28 protein-coding genes, 1 tRNA gene and 1 CRISPR repeat array are annotated in these 24865 nt (G+C 69.8%); of the genes, 11 read left to right on the top strand and 18 right to left on the bottom strand.

All coding sequences use genetic code 11. The annotated features are described in order from the left end of the window. The first annotated feature begins 53 nt into the window (after positions 1–53). The 3 genes from ABZ805_RS15980 (at position 54) to ABZ805_RS15990 (ending at position 2637) form a co-directional block, all read left to right on the top strand. A complete protein-coding gene (locus ABZ805_RS15980; RefSeq protein WP_358440218.1) occupies positions 54–1526 on the top strand; it encodes a M28 family peptidase in 1473 nt (490 codons plus the stop codon). A 486-nt stretch (positions 1527–2012) separates the two neighbouring features. Continuing rightward, positions 2013–2495 carry a MarR family transcriptional regulator gene (locus ABZ805_RS15985; RefSeq protein ID WP_224957164.1) on the top strand — a complete coding sequence of 161 codons (483 nt, stop codon included), beginning with the start codon at positions 2013–2015 and terminating at the stop codon, positions 2493–2495. A 57-nt stretch (positions 2496–2552) separates the two neighbouring features. Then, positions 2553–2637, top strand: a tRNA-Ser gene (locus ABZ805_RS15990). Between the two features lie 77 nt (positions 2638–2714). On the opposite strand, the gene ABZ805_RS15995 is transcribed toward ABZ805_RS15990, so the two are convergent. The 13 genes from ABZ805_RS15995 to ABZ805_RS16055 all read right to left on the bottom strand — a co-directional run bounded on the left by ABZ805_RS15995 (position 2715) and on the right by ABZ805_RS16055 (position 12400). Then, the gene (locus ABZ805_RS15995; protein ID WP_358440221.1) at positions 2715–3938 is read right to left on the bottom strand and encodes a tyrosine-type recombinase/integrase; all 1224 of its coding nucleotides are present in this window, start codon (positions 3936–3938) and stop codon (positions 2715–2717) included. 10 nt (positions 3939–3948) lie between these two features. Then, positions 3949–4248, bottom strand: coding sequence for a helix-turn-helix domain-containing protein (locus ABZ805_RS16000; protein ID WP_358440224.1), 300 nt, complete (start codon positions 4246–4248; stop codon positions 3949–3951). Further along, positions 4245–5495, bottom strand: a complete 1251-nt coding sequence (locus ABZ805_RS16005) for a DUF3631 domain-containing protein (RefSeq protein WP_358440227.1) — start codon at positions 5493–5495, stop codon at positions 4245–4247. Before ABZ805_RS16005 ends, ABZ805_RS16000 begins: the two co-directional genes overlap by 4 nt. Before the next feature lie 28 nt (positions 5496–5523). Further along, entirely contained in the window at positions 5524–6534 is a 1011-nt protein-coding gene (locus tag ABZ805_RS16010) for a bifunctional DNA primase/polymerase (protein ID WP_358440230.1), read from the bottom strand. A 14-nt stretch (positions 6535–6548) separates the two neighbouring features. Continuing rightward, positions 6549–7154: a GGDEF domain-containing protein gene (locus ABZ805_RS16015; protein WP_358440233.1), complete on the bottom strand. Its 606-nt coding sequence runs from the start codon at positions 7152–7154 to the stop codon at positions 6549–6551. Positions 7155–7235: 81 nt separating this feature from the next. Further along, a complete protein-coding gene (locus ABZ805_RS16020) occupies positions 7236–7469 on the bottom strand; it encodes a hypothetical protein (RefSeq protein WP_358440235.1) in 234 nt (77 codons plus the stop codon). 165 nt (positions 7470–7634) lie between these two features. Further along, on the bottom strand, positions 7635–9812 hold the full coding sequence (locus ABZ805_RS16025; RefSeq protein WP_358440238.1) for a cell division protein FtsK: 2178 nt from the start codon (positions 9810–9812) through the stop codon (positions 7635–7637). Then, positions 9809–10660 (bottom strand): ABC transporter permease, encoded by an 852-nt coding sequence (locus ABZ805_RS16030; protein WP_358440241.1) that lies wholly within the window; start codon positions 10658–10660, stop codon positions 9809–9811. Before ABZ805_RS16030 ends, ABZ805_RS16025 begins: the two co-directional genes overlap by 4 nt. Continuing rightward, positions 10657–10896 (bottom strand): hypothetical protein, encoded by a 240-nt coding sequence (locus tag ABZ805_RS16035; protein ID WP_358440244.1) that lies wholly within the window; start codon positions 10894–10896, stop codon positions 10657–10659. Before ABZ805_RS16035 ends, ABZ805_RS16030 begins: the two co-directional genes overlap by 4 nt. 84 nt (positions 10897–10980) lie before the next feature. Then, positions 10981–11415, bottom strand: a complete 435-nt coding sequence (locus ABZ805_RS16040; protein WP_358440247.1) for an NUDIX hydrolase — start codon at positions 11413–11415, stop codon at positions 10981–10983. A 29-nt stretch (positions 11416–11444) separates the two neighbouring features. Next, on the bottom strand, positions 11445–11627 hold the full coding sequence (locus ABZ805_RS16045; RefSeq protein WP_358440250.1) for a hypothetical protein: 183 nt from the start codon (positions 11625–11627) through the stop codon (positions 11445–11447). A gap of 24 nt (positions 11628–11651) precedes the next feature. Beyond that, positions 11652–12116: a DUF3307 domain-containing protein gene (locus tag ABZ805_RS16050; RefSeq protein ID WP_358440252.1), complete on the bottom strand. Its 465-nt coding sequence runs from the start codon at positions 12114–12116 to the stop codon at positions 11652–11654. Continuing rightward, entirely contained in the window at positions 12116–12400 is a 285-nt protein-coding gene (locus ABZ805_RS16055; RefSeq protein ID WP_358440255.1) for a hypothetical protein, read from the bottom strand. The genes ABZ805_RS16050 and ABZ805_RS16055 overlap by 1 nt, the downstream gene beginning before the upstream one ends. Positions 12401–12508: 108 nt before the next feature. Here ABZ805_RS16055 and ABZ805_RS16060 point away from each other — a divergent pair, with 108 nt between their 5' ends. Next, positions 12509–12904, top strand: a complete 396-nt coding sequence (locus ABZ805_RS16060; RefSeq protein WP_344931152.1) for a winged helix-turn-helix domain-containing protein — start codon at positions 12509–12511, stop codon at positions 12902–12904. Here ABZ805_RS16060 and ABZ805_RS16065 read toward each other — a convergent pair. After that, positions 12897–13094: a hypothetical protein gene (locus ABZ805_RS16065; RefSeq protein ID WP_358440258.1), complete on the bottom strand. Its 198-nt coding sequence runs from the start codon at positions 13092–13094 to the stop codon at positions 12897–12899. The genes ABZ805_RS16060 and ABZ805_RS16065 overlap by 8 nt on opposite strands. A gap of 185 nt (positions 13095–13279) precedes the next feature. Here ABZ805_RS16065 and ABZ805_RS16070 point away from each other — a divergent pair, with 185 nt between their 5' ends. Together ABZ805_RS16070 and ABZ805_RS16075 are read left to right on the top strand one after the other, a co-directional pair. After that, positions 13280–14071 (top strand): aminotransferase class IV family protein, encoded by a 792-nt coding sequence (locus ABZ805_RS16070; protein WP_358440261.1) that lies wholly within the window; start codon positions 13280–13282, stop codon positions 14069–14071. 41 nt (positions 14072–14112) lie between these two features. Then, a complete protein-coding gene (locus ABZ805_RS16075; RefSeq protein ID WP_358440264.1) occupies positions 14113–15069 on the top strand; it encodes an SUMF1/EgtB/PvdO family nonheme iron enzyme in 957 nt (318 codons plus the stop codon). A 16-nt stretch (positions 15070–15085) separates the two neighbouring features. Here the strand turns inward: ABZ805_RS16075 and ABZ805_RS16080 are convergent, their stop codons facing one another. Continuing rightward, positions 15086–15259, bottom strand: a complete 174-nt coding sequence (locus tag ABZ805_RS16080) for a hypothetical protein (RefSeq protein WP_358440267.1) — start codon at positions 15257–15259, stop codon at positions 15086–15088. Between the two features lie 433 nt (positions 15260–15692). Here ABZ805_RS16080 and ABZ805_RS16085 point away from each other — a divergent pair, with 433 nt between their 5' ends. After that, positions 15693–15872 carry a helix-turn-helix domain-containing protein gene (locus ABZ805_RS16085; RefSeq protein ID WP_358440271.1) on the top strand — a complete coding sequence of 60 codons (180 nt, stop codon included), beginning with the start codon at positions 15693–15695 and terminating at the stop codon, positions 15870–15872. Positions 15873–15990: 118 nt separating this feature from the next. Beyond that, positions 15991–17112: a CRISPR direct-repeat array (repeat unit 29 nt; unit sequence GTGCTCTCCACGCACGTGGAGGTGGTCCG). Between the two features lie 1116 nt (positions 17113–18228). On the opposite strand, the gene ABZ805_RS16090 is transcribed toward ABZ805_RS16085, so the two are convergent. Next, complete coding sequence (locus ABZ805_RS16090) at positions 18229–18456, bottom strand: hypothetical protein (protein WP_358440273.1); 228 nt, start codon at positions 18454–18456, stop codon at positions 18229–18231. Between the two features lie 990 nt (positions 18457–19446). Here ABZ805_RS16090 and ABZ805_RS16095 point away from each other — a divergent pair. The 4 genes from ABZ805_RS16095 (at position 19447) to ABZ805_RS16110 (ending at position 22719) form a co-directional block, all read left to right on the top strand. Continuing rightward, positions 19447–19725, top strand: a complete 279-nt coding sequence (locus tag ABZ805_RS16095; protein ID WP_358440276.1) for a hypothetical protein — start codon at positions 19447–19449, stop codon at positions 19723–19725. Between the two features lie 633 nt (positions 19726–20358). Further along, positions 20359–21207, top strand: a complete 849-nt coding sequence (locus tag ABZ805_RS16100; protein ID WP_358440278.1) for a L,D-transpeptidase — start codon at positions 20359–20361, stop codon at positions 21205–21207. Between the two features lie 167 nt (positions 21208–21374). Continuing rightward, positions 21375–21848, top strand: a complete 474-nt coding sequence (locus ABZ805_RS16105) for a chaplin family protein (protein ID WP_358440281.1) — start codon at positions 21375–21377, stop codon at positions 21846–21848. An 88-nt stretch (positions 21849–21936) separates the two neighbouring features. Beyond that, positions 21937–22719, top strand: coding sequence for a hypothetical protein (locus ABZ805_RS16110; RefSeq protein WP_358440283.1), 783 nt, complete (start codon positions 21937–21939; stop codon positions 22717–22719). A gap of 225 nt (positions 22720–22944) precedes the next feature. Here ABZ805_RS16110 and ABZ805_RS16115 read toward each other — a convergent pair whose 3' ends face one another. Both ABZ805_RS16115 and hisC read right to left on the bottom strand, forming a co-directional pair. Continuing rightward, the gene (locus tag ABZ805_RS16115; protein ID WP_358440286.1) at positions 22945–23688 is read right to left on the bottom strand and encodes a hypothetical protein; all 744 of its coding nucleotides are present in this window, start codon (positions 23686–23688) and stop codon (positions 22945–22947) included. A gap of 67 nt (positions 23689–23755) precedes the next feature. Next, positions 23756–24814, bottom strand: a complete 1059-nt coding sequence (hisC, locus tag ABZ805_RS16120) for a histidinol-phosphate transaminase (RefSeq protein WP_358440290.1) — start codon at positions 24812–24814, stop codon at positions 23756–23758. Positions 24815–24865: the final 51 nt, after the last annotated feature.

The raw sequence follows: 24865 nt of genomic DNA on the forward strand, positions 1-24865 counted from the left end.
GGGGAGCTGTCGAAGCTGATCGTCACGAACTCACCTTGGGGAGCCAACAGAACATGAGTGCTGTGAAACCCGGTCGCCGCGCGACCGCCGCGTTCGCCACCTTCGCCGCGATGCTGCTCGCCGCCGCTCCTGCTTCCGCCGCCGCCACCGACCTGGGCGACCGGGTCGAGGTGGACGCGGTGCACCGGCACCTGATCGCGCTGCAGCGCATCGCCGACACGCACGACGGGAACCGCGCCTCCGGGCTGCCCGGTTACGAGGCCAGCGTGGACTACGTGGCGGGCAAGCTGCGCGCGGCCGGTTTCGACGTCACCACCCCGGAGTTCGATTACCAGGCGTTCTTCCTGGACTCGTTCGCGCTGGACGTGGCGGGAGCCCCCGTCGAGGGCGGTGCGCTGGAGTACTCCCCTGCGACTCAGCCGGGCGGGATCACCGCGCCGCTGACCGTCGCCGCCGTCGACGACACGCCAGGCTGCGAAGCGGCCGACTACCCGGCGGACGTGGCGGGTTCGGTGGTGCTGGTGCAGCGCGGCTCCTGCACGTTCGCGGAGAAGCAGCTGGTCGCCGCGGAACTCGGCGCCGCGGGCACGATCGTCTACAACAACGTCGAAGGCCCGTTGAACGGCACCCTGGGCGACCCGGCCGACGCGCGGATCCCCAGCGCGGGCGTGGACCTGGCCACCGGGCAGCGGCTCGCCGAGCAGGCCGGGGCGCCGGTGCACCTCGACGTGCAGTCGAGGCTGGAGGACATCACCACCCGCAACGTGATCGCCCAGACCCGCAGCGGCCGCACCGACAACGTGGTGGTCGCCGGGGCTCACCTGGACAGCGTTCCCGAAGGGGCGGGCATCAACGACAACGGCAGCGGCACCGCCGGGCTCCTCGCCACCGCCGAGGCCCTCGGCGGGAACCCCGGCGCGGAGAACGCGGTGCGCTTCGCGTTCTGGGGCGCCGAGGAATCCGGCCTCGTCGGATCGACGAAGTACGTGCAGAGCCTCGGGTTCGAGCAGCAGCTGGACATCGCGCTGTACCTGAACTTCGACATGATCGGTTCCCCGAACGCCGGGTACTTCGCCTACGACGGCGACGACTCGGACGGCGTCGGCGCGGGCCCCGGCCCGCACGGTTCCGGCGCCATCGAGCAGGACCTGGTCGCGGCGCTCGCCGAACAGGGCGTGGAAGCCGAGGGCACCGACTTCGACGGCCGCTCGGACTACGGCGAGTTCATCGCAAACGGCATCCCCGCGGGCGGGCTGTTCACCGGCGGCGACGGCACGAAGACCGAGGAGCAGGCCGCGAAGTGGGGCGGCACCGCGGGCCGGACCTTCGACCCGAACTACCACACCTTGCAGGACGATCTGTCCAATGTGGACAAGGTGGCGCTGGAGCGGAACTCGAAGGCGCTCGCCGACACCATCGGCCGGTACGCGCAGAGCACCGAGAACGTCAACGGCGCGCAGCGCCGCACCGCCCAGCGCACCGCGGCCGCACCGCTCCCCCTGCTCGGGGAGCACGCGGTCCGCTGACCGGCGGCCGAGCGGCCCGCCCGGACCGGGTGGGCCGCCCGGCTCGTTCGGGAGTCGGCCGCGGGAACCCGAATCCGCACGTCCGGCGCATTCAGGAAGCCCGCGGCGGCACTCGGAACTCGGGTCCGACCGCTCGGCTCGTTCGGGAGGCACGCGGCGGGGGACCGGAACCGGGTCCGCACATCGGGTGCGTTCGGAAAGCCGGCAGCGGCACGGCCGGAATCGGGTCCGCACATCGGGTGCGTTCGAATCGGGTCCGCACATCAGGTGCGTTCGGCAAGCCGGCAGCGGCACGGCCGGAATCGGGTCCGCACGTCGGCTGCGTTCGAGACGTCAGCTGCGGCACTCGGAATCCCGGGTCCGCCCACCCGCCACCGCCACCGCGCCGCCGCACCCGTTCGGCGCAGGCGGTCTGCGGTGGGAGCCCGGCGGCCCGTCCTGCCGATCCACCCCGGTGATCACCGACCGCGGACTAACCTGGTGGGCGTGATCGATGGGAGCGAAGAGCAGGTCCGCTGGCTCGACGACGACGAGATGGTGGCGTGGCGCTCGTACATCGAGGGCAGCGCACTGCTGGAGCACCGGCTGAACCGGGAGCTGCAGGCCGCGCACAACCTGTCCATCGCCGACTACGAGATCCTGGTGCGGCTCTCCGAACAGCCCGGCAGGCAGCAGCGGATGAGCGAACTGGCCCGCGACGTGGCGCACTCGAAGAGCCGCATCTCGCACCAGATCCGCCGGTTGGAGAACGCCGACCTGGTGCGCCGCAACGACTGCCTCGAAGACGGCCGCGGCGTCCTCGCCGTCCTCACCGACCGCGGCCTCGAAGTCCTGCGCACCGCGGCGCCCACCCACGTCGCAGGCGTCCGCGAGCACTTCATCGACCTCCTGGAACCCGCCGAGAAGCAGGTCCTCGCAGCGGTCTTCGAGCGCCTCCGCACCCGCCTGCACGACCGCCCCGACGCCTGAGCTCGGCCCCCTCCCCGCTGTCCTCCGAACCGCCCCAGCGGGCTAGGCTCCGGCCCTGGAAGCGTGGCAGAGCGGCCGAATGCACTCGCCTTGAAAGCGAGCGTCCCGAGAGGGACCGGGGGTTCGAATCCCCCCGCTTCCGCTCAGGTGACCAGCACGAACAGAGCCCGGCGAGGATCATCCCGCCGGGCTCTGTTGCGCCTAGTCTCAGTTTTAGTCTCAGTTGGGGCCTGTGGACGCCTCCCAGAGGTGGGAGCCGACCCGATCGGCGATGTCCCCGAGTACCGCGCCACCGACGTGTTGGTAGCGCTTGGCGACGGTCGGGCTGGACCAGCCCATGACCTTCATCGCGGCTGGGTCTGAGACTCCGAGTTCGACCAGGACGGTTGCGGCGGTGTGGCGCGCGTCGTGCAGGCGGGCATCCCGAACTCCTGCGGCGACCAAAAGCCGCTTCCAATGCTTCTGGTCCGTCCGATGGTTGATCTCCCCGCCCGTCTCCGTGGCGAACAACCAGTCCTCCTCCGTCCAGAGGTCACCCGCTACGACCCGCTCAGCGTCTTGTTCTTCCCGGTGCTGCTTCAGGTACTCGACCAGCGGGGCAGGCAGGCCGATCGGACGGGTGCCCGCCGCCGACTTCGGCTTCTTCGTCTTCGGCCGGAGGTTCACCCGCTGGGGGCAATGGCCGCCGTGCTTGCGTCCGCAGGTGTCGCCGCAGCCGTGCTCCCACTTCGGCCGTGGCCGCTGAACGCGCACCCGCAAAGTGCCTTCGTCGAAGTCGACATCTCGCCATTGCAGGCCGAGAACTTCGCCCTGACGCAACCCCAGCGAGATCGCGATGATCCACCGGCACGCGTTCCGGTTCTGCAAGGCCACCGCGAACAGCTTGGCGATCTCCTGGCGGTCGAACGGTTCGACTTCCTCTTCCTCGATCCGGGGCGGTTTGGCGATCAGTGCGGGATTCTTGGCGAGGTAGCCGCGCTTCACCGCTTCGTTCAGCGCGGTGCGGATCGTGCGGTGCACCTGGTGGGCCGTCGAAGCCGAGGAACCCGCATCCTGCATCTTCCGGTACATCGCCTCCAGGTGGTGCGCTCGCAGGTTCGGCAGCTTGTGCGCGCCAACGTGCTTGCGGACATGCTTGACCGCGTAGAAATACGCGTCCCAGCCGTTCCCGGTCGTAGTGATGCTCGCGATGTCGTCCAGCCAGTGCCCGATCCACTGCTCCACGGTCATCGGCTTTCCCGGCTTCGTCGCGGTCCCGGCCTCACGTGCCTTCTCCAAATCCGCGACCTTTCGGGCCACGGTGGCGCGGGACTTCGACATCACGTGCCGTCGGTCGGGCTTGCCGTTGTCGAGGACACCCACCGTGACCCGGCCGTGCCAGTAGCCGTCCTTGCCCTCGTAGATGCTCGATCGACCGTTGTCGTTCCTGGTCTTCTTCGCCACGGGTTCCCCTTCAGGCGGCGTTCTGCTGGGGCTGCTGGACAAGGCGCGCGGCATAGGTGTTGATCGCTTCCTTCGGGATGCGGCGGAGTCGGCCGATGCGGACGGATTCGAGTTCGCCGGAGCGCACCAGGGCGTAGGCAGTAGTGCGGCCGACGCCGAGCTGTTCGGCGGCCTCTTCGACGGTCAGCAGCACGCGGGATGGCATCGCTCGCACGGTCCGATCGGGCTGGGGCGCGGGCTGCTCTTGCTCGGCGAGCAGCGCGGCGAGCTTGGCGAGCGTGGCGGCGATGTCGGTAGCGCGGTCGGTCATGCGGCGCCCCTTTCGGTGGTGCTGGCGGGGTTGTCCGTCCCAGCCGTCCCAGGCGTCGCGATGCTGGTCAGGCTGGGACGGTTTGGTTCGGTGGGACGCTTTGATCCGTCCCAGGGGTGCAAGGCGTCCCGCGTTGAGCTGGGCGGCGACGCTTGGGACGGCCGGGACGGCTCACCCCCAGCGGGCGGGCAGTAGCGGGTCCAGGCGTCGAGGAAGTCCGCGCGGCGGTAGCCCTTGGATTGGCTGCCATCCGGGAAGCGGACGTTTCCCGAGCGGATGTCGAACTCCCCGAGCAGCCGGGCGAGCTTGGCTTGAGTGAGCCCTTGGGAGCCGTAGTCGCGCCACGGTGCTTCGGGGTCGTTGTTGAGCTGACGGATGAGTTCACCGCTGGCGATCTCGTACTGATCGCCGAACGCGGTGCGGCAGTCCACCAGCAGCCGGGTCCGCAACGTTCCTTCGTTGTCGCCTTGGGATTCGGCGATGAGCGTCAGGGCGGCTTGGCGTGCTCGGTCGGGCCAGTCGCCGCCTGCGTGGTCGGCGACGATGATCAGCGGTTCCCAGGTGTCGGCCGCGCGGTCCTCGATCGGCATCGGGGGTTCGGCGCGTTCGAGGTGGGCGAGGTCGGCGCGCAGCCACCCGGCGATGCGTTCGGCGAGGGTGAGCAGTGCGGGCCGGTCGCGGCGGTGCCGGTAGGGCGCGACCTTTTCGCCGGGTGCTCGGCGGCGCATCCGGATCACGACGGCGCGATCCTCGATGGTGTCGGGCATGGTGCCGATCCCGGCGAGTGCGGCCATCGCGAACGTGGGGATGGACTCGACCCGGTTGGTGGCGGCGTCGTAGCGCTTGGCCGGGCGGTTGCGCTGGTGTCCGGCGTTGAGCAGCCCGCGCAGGTCCTCGTTCCCATCGGCGTTCGGGCCGAAGATCGTGTCCGCCTCGTCAACGAGCATCGTCGGTGGGTCCTCGGTGATCGATCGGTACACGGCTGCCGGGCTGGCGTTGACGGTCAGGAACGGGTCGTGGCAGGTGGCCTCCACGACGTCGAGCAGGCGGGATTTCCCGCAGCGCTTCTCCGGGGCACGGATCACGAGCCGGGGGGCGTGTGCCCAGGCGAGTTGGGCATGGCTGGCGGCGGTCCAGAGGACGACGGCGTCCAGGGCGTGCGGGCTGGGCAGGATCACGTAGCGGGTCAGGGCGGCGTGCAGCTCGTCGAGGAGTGCGGCGCCGGTGCGGGCGGGTGCAGGCGTCATCGGATACCTCCGGGAAGTGGGCGGGTGCTCATGCGGTGCGGCCGAAGCCGTGCAGCGAGCCCGGTCCGTCGTGGGTGCCGCGCTGCCAACCACGGGTGGCGTTGCGCCGGGCGGTGGCCTCTTCGACGGGTTTGCCGGTGCGCTGGCGGCGGCGGATCGCGGCGTCCACCAGGGCGCTGAGCGCGTCCTGTTCGGACCACGGGGCCGTGTCGTGGACGGCGAGGTTCGCCAGGCGCCGGGCGGAGGCGTAGACGAGCCGCCAGCGCTCACCGTCGCGGGTTTCGACCTTGTGCAGCTCGTCGTCCCAGACCCGCCGCCAGTAGCCGGGCGCGTGGTCGCCGACCGGACCAGCGGGAAGGTTGGGAGCCTCCCCCGGTTCGATCACCGGGGGCGGCGGTACGGCTCGCCGGGCCAGCCAGTCGGGAAGCTCGGCGATGTCGATCCGGTCGGAGTTGCGTTCGTAGGTGCCGGTGCAGTCCTCCGGTGGTGCGGTGATTCGGCAGGCCGGAGCCACCACGTAGCCGCCCTGGGCGCGGAGGTCGATTTGGTGACCGACCCGGCCGGTGGCGTCGCTGGTCGCGCCGAGCCCTGCCGGAGCACGGAAGTACAGGTGCCGCCCACCGCTCGGTGTCGAGACCTCCAACGTCTCCGGCACGTGCACGCCCTCGGCCGTGGTGATGGCGTGCAGTGCTTCCAACCCGTCCGCGACGAGGTTGGGCACGTCGTGTGCGGCGGGTGCGGCTGGCTTGTTCTTGCGGTCCAGGTCGAGCACCACGAGCCCGGATGCACCGGTGCTGATGCCGACGTTGGCGCGCGGGCTGTGGGTCCACCAGTGGCGGATCACGGCCGGGTCGGTGGTGGCCGAGAGGTAGCCGTGGCAGGGCCGGGCGGCTTTCAAGCAGTGGCACTCCGTAGGAGTGCACTTGTCGGCCTTGCAGGGCAGGCAATTTCCGAACGGGCGCTTGCTGTCCGGCCGCAGCGGGAAAACGTGCAAACCGCGACGGGCGAGCCAGGCAGCGAGATCGAGGTAGATGGTCACGATGGGTTCCTCCTTCAGGCGGCGTGGTCGGGCTGCGGCGGCAGGTCGCGGACTCGACGCGGTCGCCCGGCCAGCGCCACGGCCGACCGTTGGGCGTGTTTGGCCTGGTACATCCGCCGGTCGGCCGCGCCGAGCAGTTCGCCGAGCGGGGCGCCGGCCTCAGCCACGGCCAGGCCGACGCTGCCCAGCGCGGTCAGGCGCTGGCCTCGCACTTGCAGCGGCTCGGCGAGTACCTGGGCGATCTCGTCGGCCCGCTGCTTCGCCGCTGCACGGCTGCCGATGTGGCCGAGGTGGACGGCGAATTCGTCGCCGTGCAGCCGCACGGCGCGTTCACCCGGCGCCGTGTTCTCCGCGAGGCGGGCGGCGACGGCGGCCAGGACGTCGTTGCCGAACTCGTGGCCGTGGGTGTCGTTGATGGCCTTGAAGTGGTCCAGGTCGATCAGCAGCGCCCCGACGAGCCCGCAGCGGCGGAAGCGCCGTGCGTGGCGGCGCAGGGCGGCGCGGTTGCCGATGCCGGTGAGTTCGTCGGTGTGCAAGCGGCGGTTCAGGAAAGCGGCGGCAGCGGTGGCGACGGTGGCCCATCCGGCGGTCGCCAGCGGCAGCGCGAGTTCTGCGAACATGAGCGGTGCGCTCCTTCGGGAGTGAAGTGGTCCCGCCCGTCGACCTCCGGCCAGAGACAGCCGGGCGGGACCGCGGTTTCCTCAGCGGTTGCGGCGGTTCTTGTGGTGCAGGCGGCGGTAGGCGTTCCAGACCTTCAGCCCGGCACGGGGTCGCAGCCCGGTGCTCCCGCACACACCGCAGAGCCGGACGGCGCGGATGAACGGGGAGCGGAACTTGCCCTCGCCCTTGCAGGTCCGGCACGCCTTGAACGGCCAGACCACACAGCTCGCGACGTAACCGAGCGTGACGACGAGCAGGGCGATGATCAGGAACAAGCTCGCGGAGCCAGAGGGGGTCACAGATGGCCTCCGAGGGGTTTCGGGCACAGGTCGGCCCGCGCGCCTCTAGGGACTAGGGCGCTGGTGGCGAACGGGGTGGGTGTCTAGTGGGGTCTCTAGGTCTAGAGGCGGCACCGTCTAGGGCTAGAGACTTGCGGCGGGCTATCCGGCTTCGCGGTGACGATTACGATCCGCAACTTCCGTGGCGATGTCGGCGCGGGTGATGCCGATGCGGCTCGCACCCTTGCCCTCATCGGTCGTGCCCCAGACCTGTCCGGTGCGGATGCCGTGCCGCTTGAGCGCGGCCGTCAGGTCGGCAGCCTCCCGGAAGGTGCCGTAGACCTCGGGCTTGAGCTCGTAGAGGCGGGCGATGACGCGTTCGTTCCAGACCTTCTTCTCGGTCTCCGGCACCACGGTCAGGACGTCTTCCAGCAGGGTGTCCCGGCGGGTGTCCTGTTCGGACTCCAGTCGCTCGCCGATGGCGTGGCCGGTCAGCGTTCCGGCCTGCTCACGGAGGTTCCGGGCGTAGGCCACGACCTTCTCCGCGGCCGGGCCGTCGAGCCCGGCGACGGTGCGCACGATCTGCGCCTCCGAGCCTTCGCCGACGAGGTAGCCGATGCCCTTGTCATCCCACGCGAACGTCGTGGCCCGCACACCCTGCTTGTACTTCGAGGTGCCCAACACCATGTCGTTCTCGGTCTGTCCCTGGACCTTCAGACAGAACCGGGTCGAGACGTTCGCTGAAATGCCCGTGGGCAGGGACTTCGCGTCGGGCCGCTGGGTCGCGAGGATCAAGATGATCCCCAGCGCCGGACCCCGCTTGACCAGGTCCGTGCAGATCGCCTCCAGCTCCTCGCCGAAGTCCGGGTGCTCGAACCACACCTGGCACTCGTCGACGCCGATCACGATGGGGTGCAGGCGGAAGGTCTTCTTGCTGGCCAGATCAGGCGTGACCTTGTTCTCCGGCGCCTGGCCCTTCTTCGCCAGGTCCCGGATGAGCTTCGCCCGGCGCCGCAGCTCGTCGCGCAGCCCGCGCAGGTCGGTCACGGCCTGGTCGATCTCCTCGGGCTCGTCACCTACCCCGTGCACGTGGGTCACGGGTTCCAAGGGGTCGAGGTCGCCGGTGCCTTTGAGGTCGTAGGTGTGCAGCTCGGCCCGCGGGTCGAGGGCGGCGATGAGCAGCAGCTCGCGCAGCGCGAACGTCTTACCCATCCGTGGAATCGCGCCGATCGCGACGGAGGTGAACATCAGCCGTAGGTCGACCCACCGGCCGCGCTGGTCGGTGCCGAAGGGCTGGGACTGGAACAGATCGACCCGGTTGCCCTTGCGCAGTGCCCAGGCGGGTTGGGTGGCCTTGCGCATGTCCTGATCGCCCACCCAGAGCACGAGGCGTCCGGCGTGTTCGGTGTTGTCGGATTCCGGCCACACGCACCCGAGCGGGCGGCGGAGGCCGGAAGCGAGCTTGGCGCGACGCTCCATCACGTCCCCCGGAGTCACCCCCGGCGGAAGGTCGATGTCCGCCCGCCAGCCCTTCCCGTCCCGGGCGATCGGCCGCGGGAACCCGATCCCGGTCCCGCCCTTGCCCAACGCCTGGTTGATCAGCGAGATACCCAGGGATGCCAGCGCAGTTTCCACGGCGCCGGAGGTGAGCTTGGGGACCTTGGTGGACTCCACCGCCCGCGACGCGATCGGCTTGTCAGAAGGCGCTCCCAACCAGCCCAGGCCAGCCAGCGCGAGGACAGCCGCAGTCCACTGCACGGCGGCAGGAAGCACCGAGTGTCCGAGCAGAACCGCAGCCACCGTGGCCACGCCGAGCCCTCCGGCGATGATCGCGCGAGCCCGGACCCGGCCGTCTCGCTGCTGGGACAGCTTCAGGTACTCGGCGGCGTCCTCCCGTCGTGCCGACGCGAGCCGAACCGGGAGTCCTTCGGCGTCACCGATCCACCGCAGCAAGCCACCGATCAACCGCACCGTTCCCGCCGGAATCCGCACGAGGACCCGAGCGACGTAGACGGGGCAACGCACAGCGTGGAACCCGGCACTGTGTCCGGCATAGCCGAGCGCCCATCGTGCGGTGGCCCGGAACTCCTCGGCGTCCTTGGCCCACGCGGGGAGGATTGGGAGCCGCTTCTCCGCACGCACCAACGCCGAACCCGGCTCCGGCTTCGTGGGCTGGTCGACCTGCGGCGGCTCGACGATCTCCCCATCGATCACCTCACCGTCGGTCGATCCCGGCACGGTCTGCTCGCTGTCGGGCGTGGTGATCCGCTCGGAGGGCAGGTGCAGGACTCGTGCGTCCTGCTGCTCGTCCTGGTCCTGGTGTTCCTCGTGGTTGGTCATGGGGTCACCTCCGTGGAGTCGGTGTGCAGCAGGTGAGTCAGGGCTGCGCCCATGCCGAGTACGGCGACCGGCAGGCAGGCAACGAGGGTGGTGATCCACCAGGGAGCTGAGGTCATGCCTGCGGCGGTCATCAGGTGGTAAGCGATCTGGCCGAGCGCGCCGAGCCCCAGGGAACCGAGCGCGGAGATCTGGGCGAACCGGCGTGCCCGGTGCGGGACCTGTCCGGACAGCCACACCCGCAGGGCGTAGGCGGCGTAGGTCTCGACCCCGATCGGGAGCGTGATCGCGGTGTTGAGCTCGAACCCGGACCAGATCCCGGGCAGCGGGTGCACGATCCCGAACCCGGTGAGCCCGCCGAGCCCGACCCAGCCGGACCAGATCGCCACGAACGCGGGCAACGCCAACAGCAGCACCGGCCAGCGAGCAACCGGCTTGCCCACGGTCGGCGGCTCCGGGTTCACGATCTTGCTGACCTGCTCGGACTCGACCGGCTCCGGTTGCCCGTGGGCGGTCGATTCATCCGGCTTGTCACGCTCGACGGGGCCAGGATCGACGGGTTCCGGCTCCGGGTTCTCCGCTTCGCCGTGTTCCTCGGCGAGCGGTTCTGTTGCCTGCCCGGCGGAGTCGTTCGAGTCCGGTTCGGCGACCAGATGGAGCCGGACCGGGTCCGGTTCCGGGGTGGGCTCGCCGAGCAGGTCCAGCACGGTGTTGGCCTTCTTCGCCCCGATCCGCAGTTCCGACATCAGCCGGTTCCGCGACGGCAGTCCGCCGAGTTCGTCTGCGAGCTGCCGGGCCTGCGGCACGAGGTCTTCGATCGGGGTCGGGTAGGCGCTCTTCGCGGTGGTCATCGGGCCACCTCCGACAGCAGGCGCGGGGCGGGGACGCGGTCGCCGAGGTGCTCGACGGCGAACATCACGCCTTTGAGCACCACGATCACGGCGAACGCTGCGAGGGCGGTGGTGCGCACCAGCCCGGAGGCCAGCGACAGCGCTACCAACAGCACGGCGGGAAGCACGCCCCACCGCAACGCCTGGAACGTCACCCGCACGGGCGGGGCCACGATCCGGAACAGGCGCACTAGCATCGGAATCCTCCTGATTGATCACGAGATGGGTTGGGAGCCCCGGCCCAGCGCGTTCTTGGCGGGATGGCTGGGCCGGGGGCACCCCTAGCGGGACAGCGAGTGCAGGTGGAGCGCGTCGCGCACGATCAGGTCGTGGTCGAACGCCAGGCGGCGGCTCAACGCGACGTCGACGGGCATCCAGCGGGCGTCCCTGGCGTCGTCTCCGGCGGTGGCGGGCGGCATCGTCGGCAGCAGCGCGGTGAAGGCCACCGAGATGACGCGGCCGCGCGGGTCGCGGCCGGGCTCGTCGTAGACACCGACCATGTCCAAGCGTCCGGTGGTCAGGCCGGTCTCTTCGGTCAGCTCGCGGCGGGCGGCGGTGATGAACCGCTCCCCGTTGTCGACATAGCCACCCGGAAGCGCCCAATGCCCCGCGTAGGGCGCCCAGCCGCGGCGGATGAGCAGGACGTGCCGGACTCCGCCGGACTCGGCGAACAGGACGATGTCGGTGGTCAGGCTGGCGTTGGTGATCTCAGACAAGACGGGTCCCTTTCAGGTGGTGGTGGGGTTCAGTCGAAGGTGATGTCGCCGGTGATGACTCCGGCTTGGATGCCGACCACGCCGCCGCGGTTGACGTTGACGACGTTGCCGCTGGGCTCGGTGATCGCCGGGTCCTCGTGGTGCTTGCCCGCGGCGATGTCGTCGGCGGTGTAGCTCCGGCCTCCGATGTGGACGGTGAAGTGCTCGGACATGGCTCCTCCTCGGTGTTGCGGTGGTCAGAGAACGGCGGTGAGCAGGGCTGTGACGGCCAGCCACAGCCAGTGCCAGGACTGATCGAGCGCGTACGCGCCGGTGCCCAGGTGCGGGTTGTCGTCGCGCCCGGTCCGCGGTGCGCCGAAGCGGTAGAACTCGCCGTTGCCGACCCGATCGGCGAGCGCGGCCAGCGTGTGGCGGCGGTCGGCCCAGTAGTGGGTGATCGCGCTGACCACCTGGCCGACGACGAACCCGGCCGGGCTGATCGGCAGACCGAGCACCGCCCACAACAGCGCGACGGTTCCGGCGGTCGCGGCGGTGTAGGACAGCACGTGCTTCGCGCAGGCGAACCGGCCCAGCCAGTCCGGGCGGCCCTTGTTCGCCGCCTGGTGCGAGGTCTGCAACCAGTGATCGGCGACGTGGTGCGCCACCAGCAGCGCGGGCAAGGTCGCGGCGAAGATCAGGGCGGGTTCGAGGTGCACGGTCATCACGCGGCCTCCCCGTCCAGCTCGACCGCCGGAACCTCGGCGGCTGCGGAGACCAGGCGCAGCACGGTGTTCCCGGCGCGTCGTTGGTAGCGGCGCAGGCGGACTCGCTCGCCGGAACCCAGCTCCGACCAGGTGAACGGCGTGACCAGCGGATCGGGCGAACCCAGCTCCTCGGAGATCACGGCCTCCCAGTGGTCCCGCACGTGCAGGCGCTCCCACTCCTCCAACGGCGCTTCGCAGTCGACGAGCCCTTCCGGCAGGGCGTCGAAGTCCAGGTTGTGCATCTCAACTCCTCCAAATGAAGCGATACATTTCAATGTTGCGACACATTAGCCAGGTCGCGATCCCTGCGTCAACCCCATGTCGCAAGACGTCTGCGGTAGGCTGCTTACGTGGTTGAGAACACGCCTGACGAGGACAAACGCCCAGCTAGCCGCCGCGTTGCCGATGCCGTGATGGCGCGGATCGAGTCCGGTGACTTGCAACCAGGGGCGGCGCTACCCACCTACCGGGGTCTTGCCGAGGAGTTCGGCGTGGCCGTGAACACCGCCTTGGCCGCCGTGCGCCTCTTGCGTGATCAGGGCGCGGTCACGATCCGACCGAACGCCGGGGCGCAGGTCCGGAACCGCGCGCAAGATGTCGACTTCCCGGCAGAGCTGAAGAAGGTCCGTGCCCAGGTCAGCGAGCTCCGCACCGAGGTCCACCAGTTCGACGCCGCACTGAAGGCGATCGAAACGCAGATCGCATCCTTGGCCGAACACGCCGACGAGGAGCGCAACATCAGCTGACCTCCCCCAAGAACGTCATCAGGGAACCACCCACGCGCCCCGCCCCGGCCAGTACCGAACGCACCAAGTCGGCCGCCGCAACCGGGCTCTTGATGACCAATGTCAGGAAAGCCACCAGGGCGAGCGCGAATACGACTTTCGGCAGTGTTCCGCCGCCGGAATTCATTCCCGGAATCGTCTGCTTCGCCATGATGTCGCTCCTTCTCGCCGGTTCCGCAAGGGCCGTTGTCGCTTGCCCATCTAGATTGCGTCCTCAAGCGACAGAGCAGAACTGCCCTAACGCCCCCTCGGCGCTGAACTTCCGCTGAACCGGCGCCCCTGAACTTTCACTGCACTTCGGTGCGGCGCGGGTTCAGCGCCAGGCGGTGAAGTGCGATGCTGGCGCGCATGGAGCTGAACGGCGCACCCGCGACCCTCGACCAGATCAAGGCGTTGGCCTTGACGAACTACGGGCACTTCACGTCGATGCTGGTCGAGGACAACCGGGTTCGCGGACTGTCGCTCCACCTGGAACGCCTGGTCCGGGACTGCTGGCACCTGTTCAACGTCGAGCTGGACACCGACCGCGTCCGCGAGTTCGTCCGCAAGGCGTTGGCCGGCGCCGAGCAACCGGTCACCGCCCGCGTGACGATCTACGACCCGACCTTGGAGATGGGAGCGATCGGCTCCGCCGCTGAACCGCACGTGCTCGTCACCACCCGCTCGGCGTCGACCGCGCAGCCCGCGCCCTGGCGGGTGCAGGCCGTCTCGTACCGCCGAGAAGACCCGGCGATCAAGCACGTCGGCCTTTTCGGTGCGATGAAACATCGGCGTGCGGCGCAGCGCGACGGATTCGACGATGTTCTGTTCCTGAACGCCGACGGAACCATTTCGGAGATTGCCACTTCCAACATCGGATTCATCCGCGGCGATCAGGTCGTGTGGCCGCGTTCCGAATGGCTCGCAGGTGTGACGATGGGACTGCTGCGCCAGGGCCTCGACGAAGCCGTCACGGAGGAAGCCGTAACCCTCTCGGACCTGCCCGCGTTCGATGCCGCGTTCGCGACGAACGCCGCGACCGGAGTCCGCTCGATCGTCGCCGTCGACGGCACCGAGTGGTCGGCGGACCACCCCAAGCTCGACGAGCTGCGCGAGCTGTACGCCGAGATCCCGGGCGAAGAGATCTAGCAACTTGCGCCCGCGGGTTAGGCTCCCCACCAGCAACATCGGTGCAGGGGAGTGCAGCACAGTTGGCGACGGTTCATCAGTGGTCAGGGGTTGAGGTCCGGGCGCTTCGCGAAGCCAAGCGGATGAGCATCCGCGAGTTCGCCGCGCACCTCGGGATCAGCGAACGCATGATCTCGAAGTGGGAGGCGGGCGGGGAGAACATCCGGCCGCGCCCGGTGAACCAAGCCGCGCTCGACACGTGCCTGAGCCGCAGCGACGCCGACACCCAAGCTCGTTTCAGCCATCTGACCGGAGATTCCCTTGTCTCGGGCGCGAGCGACGATGCGGGGCCGGCCCCGATTGGGAGCAGCAAGGTCCGCCATCCCGGCGACGGCAGCGAGATGGTCGAGGTCGAAGGCAGCGTCTTCCTCTCCGGCCGCGCGAACGATCCCGTGTGGCTGGCCGGGTACTTCATCGACGTGAACCCGGTGAGCAACGCCGACTACGCCCGCTTCGTCGCCGCGACTGGCCACCCGGCGCCGAAGCACTGGCCGGACGGGCAGATGCCCGGCGAGCTGGCCACGCACCCCGTGGTGTTCGTGACCTGGACCGACGCGGCCGCCTACGCGTCGTGGGCGGGCAAAGAGCTTCCAACCGGCCAGCAATGGGAGAAAGCCGCACGCGGCACGCGCGGCAACGTGTTCCCGTGGGGAGACCAGCCGACCCCGGCGAAGTGCAACGTCCGGGAGAACGGCGTCGGAGCCACCACTCCGGTCGGCCGGTACCAGAGCGGCGTGAGCCCGTACGGCGTCTACGACCTGTGCGGCAACGTCTGGGAGTGGTGCGCCACCGAATCCCGCCCCGGCCGCCGGGAACTCAAGGGCGGGGCCTGGACAAGCCCGTTCGAACGCTGCGCTCCACCGTCGTTCAACGACGCCGCCGAGTCGATGTGCGACGACGACACCGGCTTCCGCTGCGCGATCTCCACCGAGGAGATGCGGAAGCTCCTCGGCAGCTAACTAGGGCACGCTCCGTTCAGATGCTGGCGGAGGGCGACAGTGGACGGATCAGCACCGGCTGCGGGAGTCCTTCAGGCAGGAAGCACTCACGTGCGGGGCGTTCGATCGGCGATTGTTGATCTCCAGGCGCCGAGAGGCGCAGGATCGCTCGCAGCGTCCACGACGGCGCCGCGTGGTACTGGAAGGTCACGCCAGGAGGGTTGAACGCTTCTGCCGCGTGCTCCGCGGGAACCCGGTACGCGGTTGCTTCGCTCGGGCTCCTGAGGATGAAGACGTCGGTGCACGCTTGGTGCTTGCACGTCGCAGCCACAAGCTGCGGGCTCTCCGGCGGTCCCCAGCGGATGAGGGTCCAGTTCCGTCGACGAAGCTCCCGCAGAAGGTCTCCCAACTCCGCCGGAAAGTCCTCGCCCGGGGCATCCATCGCAGCGTTCAGCTTCAAGTCACCCGCCAGGGTGCGAGCCCTCCGCCCCCGCCCCGCCCAGTCCGTCGACCTCGTCATAGCCAATCTCCAAAATTCGGACAACTGACGACATGTGACGACACTACTAGACCATTGAACTCAGTAGTGCACATAGAGGTACAGGAGAGCTGCACCGCTGCCGCTCGCGGACAACAGTGGATTCGTGGGGCTACTGACGACGCGAGAACTCGCCGAACAGCTGAGCGTGTCCACCCGGACCGTCCAGCGCTGGGTTGACCGCGGCTGGGTTGCCCCCGAGCTGACCTTGCCCAGCGGCCACTACCGGTTCGATCTTGAGAACGTGAAGGCACAGCTCCGAAACCAGCGTCAGCGAGACGAGTAGCCGGACGCTGGCACCGCCCGCGCAGGCCGACCCAGTCGCACTTCCCCCCGCTAAGATCCAGCCGATGCCGCACCGCCGAAACGAACAACGGCCTTCCTAAAACCCCAGTTCGCGAAGGGTGCTCTCCACGCACGTGGAGGTGGTCCGACGTTGGTGGCCGTAGGAGGAGTGCCGGGGGCGTGCTCTCCACGCACGTGGAGGTGGTCCGTTTCGCGAAAGCGAGGACACCCGGCCCTGAACGTGCTCTCCACGCACGTGGAGGTGGTCCGGCCCGGACCTCGCGCTGGCCGGTGCGCCAGTCGTGCTCTCCACGCACGTGGAGGTGGTCCGAATCGCGGTGCCGACCGGAATGCCGAGGAATCGTGCTCTCCACGCACGTGGAGGTGGTCCGTTCTCGCGGAGTCCGCGCGCGATAAAACCGCGGTGCTCTCCACGCACGTGGAGGTGGTCCGTTCTCGCGGAGTCCGCGCGCGATAAAACCGCGGTGCTCTCCACGCACGTGGAGGTGGTCCGTCCTCGGCGAGCCCGGTGTTGATGGCGTCGTCGTGCTCTCCACGCACGTGGAGGTGGTCCGTACGCCGAGCGCCCGGACGTGCTCGACCGGGTGTGCTCTCCACGCACGTGGAGGTGGTCCGCACCGTCGGCATGATCCGCGAGCGCGCCGGCCGTGCTCTCCACGCACGTGGAGGTGGTCCGCCAGTAACGCGAACCGCCAGGGGTCACGTGCTCTCCACGCACGTGGAGGTGGTCCGGACCGGCAAGGCGCGATCGACTATCTGAAGCGGTGCTCTCCACGCACGTGGAGGTGGTCCGTACGGGCAGCAGTACGACTACCGGTGCCCGAAGTGCTCTCCACGCACGTGGAGGTGGTCCGACGTCGCCGAGCTGCTTGATGGCTTCCGCGCCGTGCTCTCCACGCGCGTGGAGGTGGTCCGCGTGAGCGTGGTGGTGGAGATCCTGGCGCGGTGCGCTCTCCACGCGCGTGGAGGTGGTCCGGACGACGCGCCGGGCCGCAAGTCCATCGTCGGGTGCTCTCCACGCGGGTGGAGGTGGTCCGATCCGCTGGGTGGCGAGTGCCTGGTACTCGTCGTGCTCTCCACGCGCTTGGAGGTGGTCCGGCATACCCGCCCGGGGCCTTCTTCTGCAGGAAGTGCTCTCCACGTGCGTGGAGGTGGTCCGAGCTTGGACATTGCTCGGATCAGCAGGCAAATGTGCTCTCCGCGCGCGGGAGGTGGTCCGCAGGACGGTCGACCGGGAGCGTCCGGGGTCCTCGCGATGGCGTTCCGGGGCGAGCCCTTGCGGTGCAGTGCTCGCACGCGGTCGCGCTCGGCGTCGGCGATCGGGCGGGAGGCCATCAGAACACCCCCGGCGGATCACTCAGTGGCGCGACACGTCGGCGAGTCGGACTTGATCGGGAGCGCCCAAAACCACAAAGCCAGCAATTCCCTGACCTGCGAATACCGTTTCTGACAAGTACGACTATACGTATATTACCTGGTCAAGGTCGTGTAGGGGCCGCCCGGGGGGGTGCCCCGGTGATCGGGTCCGGTACGCTCCCGAGCGTGCCATCTGGCATTACCGGGAATCAAAATGAAGGGACGGCGGCGAATGTCCGAAGCGTTGAACGCGCGCATTTTCGACGCACTGCTTGATGCGTATCGCGAACGCCAGAAGACGCTCCGTGCGGTCATCTGCTCGTTCGCGTTCGTGGTGGGTCCAGCGCTGTCCTGCTGGCTGGCAGGGCCAGGGGCGGGAGTCCAGTCCCTCCCCTGACCAAGCCGTACCTACGTAGTAAGCGCGGCGGCGGTCGGGTAGCTGCACTGAGGGATGGCACTCCCTCTTACGTGCGGTCCGGCCGCTGTCCGCGTTTCAGCAGCTCAACATTCGGTTCTAGTCAAGTGCTGACGCGAATAACCGTATCACCGTATGACTGCACGGTGACACGGTCGTACGGTCAAGGGGCCGATGTGGCGGCACTGCTGTGCGGCGGAGGAAGCGGGCGAGGTCTTGGCGCCGGGCGGTGTTGTGTCGGTGTGCGCAGGTCCTCGCGTCCGCTTGCTCCGGAACGCAAGAAACCCCGGCCGGGTCGGCTCGGGGTTTGGGCACAGCGGTTGCCCCCTGAAAGGTGATCTAAGCGGCGGCGGCCGTGTCAACTTCGGGTGGCGTGCGCATTGGGGGTTCGCGTCCAGGATCACGGCGCACTGCTGGGCGTCGTAGAGCGGTCGTCTGGCCCGGTCGCGGTCGGCGACAGGGCAGGTGCTGCGGATGGTGTGCACCGAGCGGCCGGCGAGGCGGACGAGGCTGTTCCGGTCGCCCAGGGCGCGGCCGTCGCGGTAGCGGACGATCGGCGGTCGGGTCACGGGTGTGGGCTCCGTTGCGGGGTGTTGGTGAGCAGGGCGGTCGCTGCTGTCCACGGGTCGGCGTGTGGAGTGCCGTGTTCGGTTTCGGCGAGTACGACGCGCAGGGCGTCCCATGCTTGGCCGTCTGGGATGCCGAGTTCGGTCATGCGCTGCCAGAACTCGGTTTCGCGTGTGGCGGCGGCGATGGTGGCTTCGTGGACGTGATCGAGATCCGGTGTCTGCACGCGGGGGATCGTTCAGCAGCCGGTGCGGTCTTTCCCGCGCGACACGGTCCACGGTCGGGCGATACGCCTGCATTGGCGCGAGAGGTGCGTCACGGTGCTGTGTCTGCGAGTTCGGCGCCGATGCGGAGTAGGTCGAGTCCGTCGAACGTGGTTCCGCAGTCGCCGCACTGGGGCGCTGGGCCGAGACAGGCCAGCCGATGGCTAGTCTCAGTTCTAGTCTCATTCGTTGGCGTACAGCACCGTTCAGACGCGTCCATAGCATGATCCGACCAGCCTTAACGGATGCACTGAACCTCTCCAAACAGTGGTTCGCAGACCTTGAAAGCGAGCGTCCCGAGAGGGACCGGGGGTTCGAATCCCCCCGCTTCCGCAACTGTGACCAGCACTAACAGAGCCCGGCGAGGATTTCCCCGCCGGGCTCTTTCGCGTCCTGCTCGGATCTTTCACGGGGATCCGGCGGCTGCCGCAGCAGAACCACCGGTGTCCGGCTCGAACCCCGGCTGATCCGGAGCACCGAAATCCGCCGGTGATTCCTCCCGTGCGCGCAGTCGACATGAATGGTGCTGGCCATCATGCTGCGCGGAGTGGGTTCGCTCCGGTCCGTGGTGGGCGCGCTTCGGAGCACTGCTGGGTGTGGCGTCGCTGAGGGTTGCGGGTCTGGTGGGGCGCGCCGGTGGGGAGTCGGCGGTGCTCGCGGGGCCGGTCCAGGCGTGGTCCCGGGAGCGACGTTCTCCCGCACTCCGCCGGATCAGGGCGTCAATGCCCGGAGTGCGGGTGCTCGATGAATCGTTCCGCCGGCCGAACGGTTCCTCGCTGGTCGGTGGCAACGAGCTGCCGACCGTGCAGCCGGCATGGGCGGTGGCTCCCGGACGGTCGCCGAGGGGTTTCCCGGGTGGCGCGGTCGAGCCGGCGCCGGTGCGTTCTTCCCGCGAATAGCGTGCGTTCCGGCGATGCGTTCGCTTTCCACCCGTACCTCGACGAGGAGTTCAGATGCGATTCGGCAAGGCCCTGGCGACAGCGGCTCTCTGCGTGGCCGGTGCAGGTGCTTCCCTGCTGGGAACCGGCGTGGCGTCGGCGGGCCCCGAACAGCTGGAGACGCTCCCGACGGTCTACCCCACCTCGGACGCCTGCCTGGCCAAGGTCAGGCAGATGCAGAACGACCCGAACACGCCTGATGACTACTACGCCATCTACTGCAAGCCCGTCCACGGCGCGGATTACGACGGCCCGAGCCAGGTCGAGGTCCAGCACGGACCGTGGGTGGACTGAGCACCCCGCCACTTCCTCCGCGGCACCCTCGATCCCCGTCCTCGGACGGGGATCGACGCTTTTCCAGGCCGTGATCCCACGGCGCGCGGACGGCACGGTCCGGCGGGGTCGGTCGACCGGGACCGTGGCCCGCGCGGCCTGTCGGCGAAGGTCGGGCCCGGGTCCGGCCGAGCCGGGCTGCACCTCGCATTTCGCGCCGCACGCCGCCGAGCGGTGGCGGTCCGGCGGAACACGGAGGACGCTGATCACGGGATCGGCCGAACACCGCTGTTCGAGCTCATCCGGCAGCGGGCCGCCGGCCCACGCGAATCCCCCGAAATGGGTCACCCGAAACGGTGAAGTTATGTACCCAATGGTGGGACAACGAATTCTCGGCGTTTCCGGCAGATCCACCTGAAACGCCGGTTTCCGCTGCTCAGCAACGAATTCGACGCAACGGCACCACCGTGCACGTGCGTACCTTTCCGTTTGGAGCGGTCCAGGCGGTGGGTTAGCGTCCGCCCGGCACCTGATCGGCGGTACCCGGTGATCCGGCACCTCCCCCGATCGGACCGAACTTCCGAATGCCCTTCGGCATTCCCCCACCGCATCGCCGCACCCGGCAACGACCGGGCCAGGAACCGAGGACGAGCCATGACTGCGCGAACGCGATCCGCCCCGAGCGCCCCGGCACGCCGCCGGGTGCTCGGCCGCGCGCGATCCTCGCTGCTCGCCGGTGGCCTCGCGGCGTTGCTCGCCGGGTGCGGGGGCGGTGCGCTGCCACCTGCTCCGGCAGCGGATCACGCCGCCTCCGCACCGGCCGGACAGGCCGACCGGATCGACCTCACCGGACTCCCCGAGGCCAGCACCTTCGGCGACCTCGACGGCGCCGCCGCCGACCCCGCACCGCAGGTCGGCACCGACGGGGTCGTGCTGCGGATCGAGCACGACGTGGCCGTGCACGACGCGCCCGGCGGCACCCCCTTCGCGCGGCTGCCCGCCACCCAGCTCGGCAACCCGACCTGGGTGCCGCTGATCGCCCGGAACGGCGGCTGGGGCCAGGTGCTGCTGCCCTCCCGGCCCAACAGCAGCACCGGCTGGGTCCACCTCGACGGCGCTCCCGTCACCCAGGCCCGCACGCCGTACCACGTCGACGTCGACGTGGACGCGCGTCGGCTCGTGGTGTGGGAAGGCGACCGGAACATCGGCAGCTGGACCGTCGGCGTCGGCTCGTCCGACTCCCCGACACCCCGCGGCCGGACCTACCTGATGGCCGCGATCGAGGAAACGGTCACCAAGTTCAGCCCCATCATCCTTCCGCTCGGTACGCATTCCGAAACGTTCAACAGCTACGGAGGCGGACCGGGAACCGTCGCACTGCACGGCTGGCCGGACCCGGCCGTGTTCGGCGAAGCAGCCAGCGACGGATGCGTGCGAGTGCCGCCGGATGCATTACGGCTGCTGAGCACGCTCCCGCTGGGAACACTCGTGCTGCTGCACTAGCAGTCGCGAACAGCGGAGCGGAACGCGGCGGGAAGGCGGCAGGGCGAACGCGGTCCTGGCGCGACCGGCCGGGCGGAACCGAACACGGGAAAGCCGGCCACCACAGAAATCCCGGAAATCGAAACGAAGGAAGTGCGACAGTGCACAAAAAAGCACGCTTCGCCGGTGTGATCACCGCGACCGCTGGCTTGTTGCTCGCAGGCGCTCCGGCGTTCGCCGACAGCGCGCACAACGACGGGATCAACGTCGGCAACGACAACGACGCGAGCATCGCTCCGATTCAGCTGTGCGGTAACAGCGTCGCGGTCGTCGGCGCGGTGGTCGACATCCTGTCGCCGCAGTCCGGCAGCTGCGACAACGCTCCGGTCGGGGACCACCCCTCGCACAAGCCGGACCACGAGAAGCCGGAGAAGCCCGGCCACGGTGGCGACTGCGACGACAACGACTGCGGCGGCTGCGACGACTGCGGCGAGCTCCCCGAGCTGCCCGGCCCCGGTGGCCCCGGACCGGGTGGGCCTGGCCCCGGCCCGGCTCCCGCGCCCGCACCCGCGCCGAGCGCTCCCGAGCAGGTCTCGCCCGCCGAGCTGCCCGCCGCGCCCAGCCCGGTGGCGGTCGCCGGCCACGCCGCCGTGACCGGCTGACCGGTTTCGCCCCGATTCGCACCGTGCCCGCACCTCGTTCCGACCCGCACCGTGGTCGGCGAGGTGCGGGCACGTGCACAGTGGTGACATGTTGATCCGCATCCCCACGCCCGGCGACGTCCTCGGAATGGCCCGCTCCACGGTCGGCTGGGCGGTGGAGTCCGCCACCACCGTCGCCGCCGCTCCCGCCCGGGTGCTGGGTCTGGTCGACGGCGTCGAGACCCTGCTGCACCGGGTGAACGCCGTCGTCGACGGCGCCGAGGAGATCCTCGCCCGCACCGGCCGCACCGTCGACGAGGTCGACGAGGTGCTGCGCGAAGCCAAGGTCGTGGCGGCCGCGGCAGGCCGCACCGTCGAAGCCGCGAGCACCATCTCCGCCGAAGCCCAGACCATCGTCGAGTCCGCGGGCGCCGTCAGCGACACCGCCGCGAGCACCGTCCGCGACGTGCAGCGGACCGCCGCGGTGGCCGACGAGCTGCTCGCCGCCTACGAACCGCTCGCGCGCAAAGCGGCCCCGATGGCGCAGCTGTTCGTCGACGAGCTCTCGCAGAAGGAGGTCGACGCGGCGATCCGCCTCGTCGACGAGCTGCCGGTGCTCACCGAGCACGTGCTGTCCGACGTGCTGCCGATCCTGCGCACCCTGGACAAGGTGGGCCCGGAGATCCACGAGCTGCTCGAGGTCACCCACGACGTGCGCCGCGCGATCGTCGGAATCCCCGGCTTCCAGTTCTTCCGCCGCCGCGGCGGTGAGCGGGTCAGCGAAGAAGCGGTCGCCGCCAAGCCCGCCGAGGAACGGGTTGAGGAGCGGGCCGAACAGCGGGCCGTGGCCGCGGCACCCGCCCAGGACGAGATCGGCTCGGCCGCGCGCTGAACCGGCGGGATCTTCCACTCGAAAGTGCGATCATGCTGGCCGCGCACGACGTTTCCGCCGGCTGCGCGGCTAGATTCGCTGTCGGTGTGGTTCGGCTGCGTGCTCGTCGCGGTCGTTGCGGTCCGACCGGCGGTCACACCTCGCGGGGTGTCCGGCGGAGTACTCCCCCTCTCTTCGCCGGGCACCACCGTTCCGCCCTTCCCCTTGCCGCAGCCGGGAATCCGGTCAGTCGAGGAGGGACCGGGTGAGCCCGGTGATCGTCTCCGCCGCGGTGTCCCAGCCGGTTCCGACCGGGTGCAGCGTGCAGACGGCGACGATCAGCAGCCGGTCGCCGCGGCGCACCAGGCCGCTGGTGTGCATCGCCGGGTGTTCCAGGTCGATCCGCTCGTCCGGGATCCTGCGCCGTTCGGCCGCCGGTTCGGGGGGCGTCTCGTTCGGCCCGAGCCCGAAGCCCGACCAGCCCTGCTTGAGCGCGTCCACCTCGGCCCCGGCGGCGGGGAGGCCGAAGGTCTGGTCGAAGCCGTCGGTGCCGTGCCGGGTGAACCGCCGCAGCTGCGCCAGCACGAATTCGCCCGCGCTCCCGGCGGTCCGCAGGTGCCGCAGCGCCAGCACCACGTCGGCGGCGGTGAGCACCACGTAGCCCCACATGTCCGGGTCGCGCGGCGGTTCGGTCCCGGTGAGGCCGATCTCGGCGACGGTGCGGTGCACGATCCGCTCCCGGCCGCCGCGGTCCCACAGCTCGCTCGCCGCGTCGTCGTCGCTGGAGCGCAGCATCGGTTCCAGCAGCGCCCGTTCGGCCGCGGACGGCTCGCCGCCACGCCGCAGGTGGTCGAGCGCGATGAGCGGTTTCACCAGCGAAGCGGAGCGGTAGCGGTGCCGTTCTCCGTGCCGCCGCAGCACTTCCGCCGTGTCGGCGTCCACCACGAGCCAGCTCGCCCGCACTCCGCCCGGAACGTGTTCCGCCGCCATCACCGGCCCCCGATCTGCGCGTTGTGCGGGCACGGTAGCAACGCGGGGGCCGGTGGATCGAGCTTCGTCAGCCGTGCAGCGGGAAGGACTTCGCGGCGCCGAGCAGCAGATCGTTCTCCGCGGTGTCGCCGATGGTGATGCGCACGCCGGAGCCGGCGAAGGCGCGCACCACGACGCGTTCGGCGAGGCAGTGCTCGTTGAACTCGCCGGTGCGCTCGCGCAGCGGCAGCCACACGAAGTTCGCCTGCGTCTCCGGGACGTCGTGGCCGAGGGCGAGGAGTTCGTCGCGCACCCGCACCCGTTCGGCGCTGATCGCGGCGCAGCGGGCGCGCATCTCGTCCTGCGCGGCCAGCGAGGCGATCGCCGCGGCCTGGCCGACGGCGTTGATGCTGAACGGGATGCACACCTTGCGCAGCGCTTCGGCGACGTGCGCGGGCCCGATGGCGTAGCCGACGCGCAGCCCGGCGAGGCCGTAGGCCTTGGAGAAGGTGCGCAGCGCGAGCACGTTGTCGTAGCGGGCGGTGAGTTCGACGCCGTCCGGCACGTCCGGGTCGGTGACGAACTCGCGGTAGGCCTCGTCGAAGACGACGAGCACGTCGGAGGGCACCGCGTCGAGGAACCGCTCCAGCTCGGCGCGGCGCAGCGCGGGACCGGTCGGGTTGTTCGGGGAACAGACGAACACCAGCCGGGTCCGCGGGGTGATCGCGGCGGCCATCGCGTCGAGGTCCACGGCGTGCCCGGCGGTCAGCGGCACCTGCACCTCGGTGGCGCCGACGATCTTGCTGAGGATCGGGTAGGCCTCGAAGGACCGCCACGGGTAGACGACGGTGTCCTCGGCGGTGCAGGTGATCTGGACGAGCTGCTCGCACAGGGCGACGGAGCCGCAGCCGACGGCGATGCGGCCCGGATCGACGTCGAGGCGGGTGGCGAGCTCCTCGGTGAGGCGGGCGGCGCCGATGTCCGGGTACCGGTGCGCGTCGGCGGCGGCGCGGGAGATGGCCTCGGTGACGCCGGGCAGCGGACCCGCGGAGACCTCGTTGCTGGCGAGCTTGAGCGATCCGGCGACGGTGCGGCCGGCGACGTAGGCGGGCAGCTGGTCGAGGTCGGGGCGGATGCGGACGGTCATGCGGGGCTCCCTCTGCTCGGGCGGTGCCGCCGCTTCGCCGCCGGTAGCACC

Source organism: Saccharopolyspora sp. NPDC047091, assembly GCF_040643635.1.
Classification (GTDB): Bacteria; Actinomycetota; Actinomycetes; order Mycobacteriales; family Pseudonocardiaceae; genus Saccharopolyspora_C.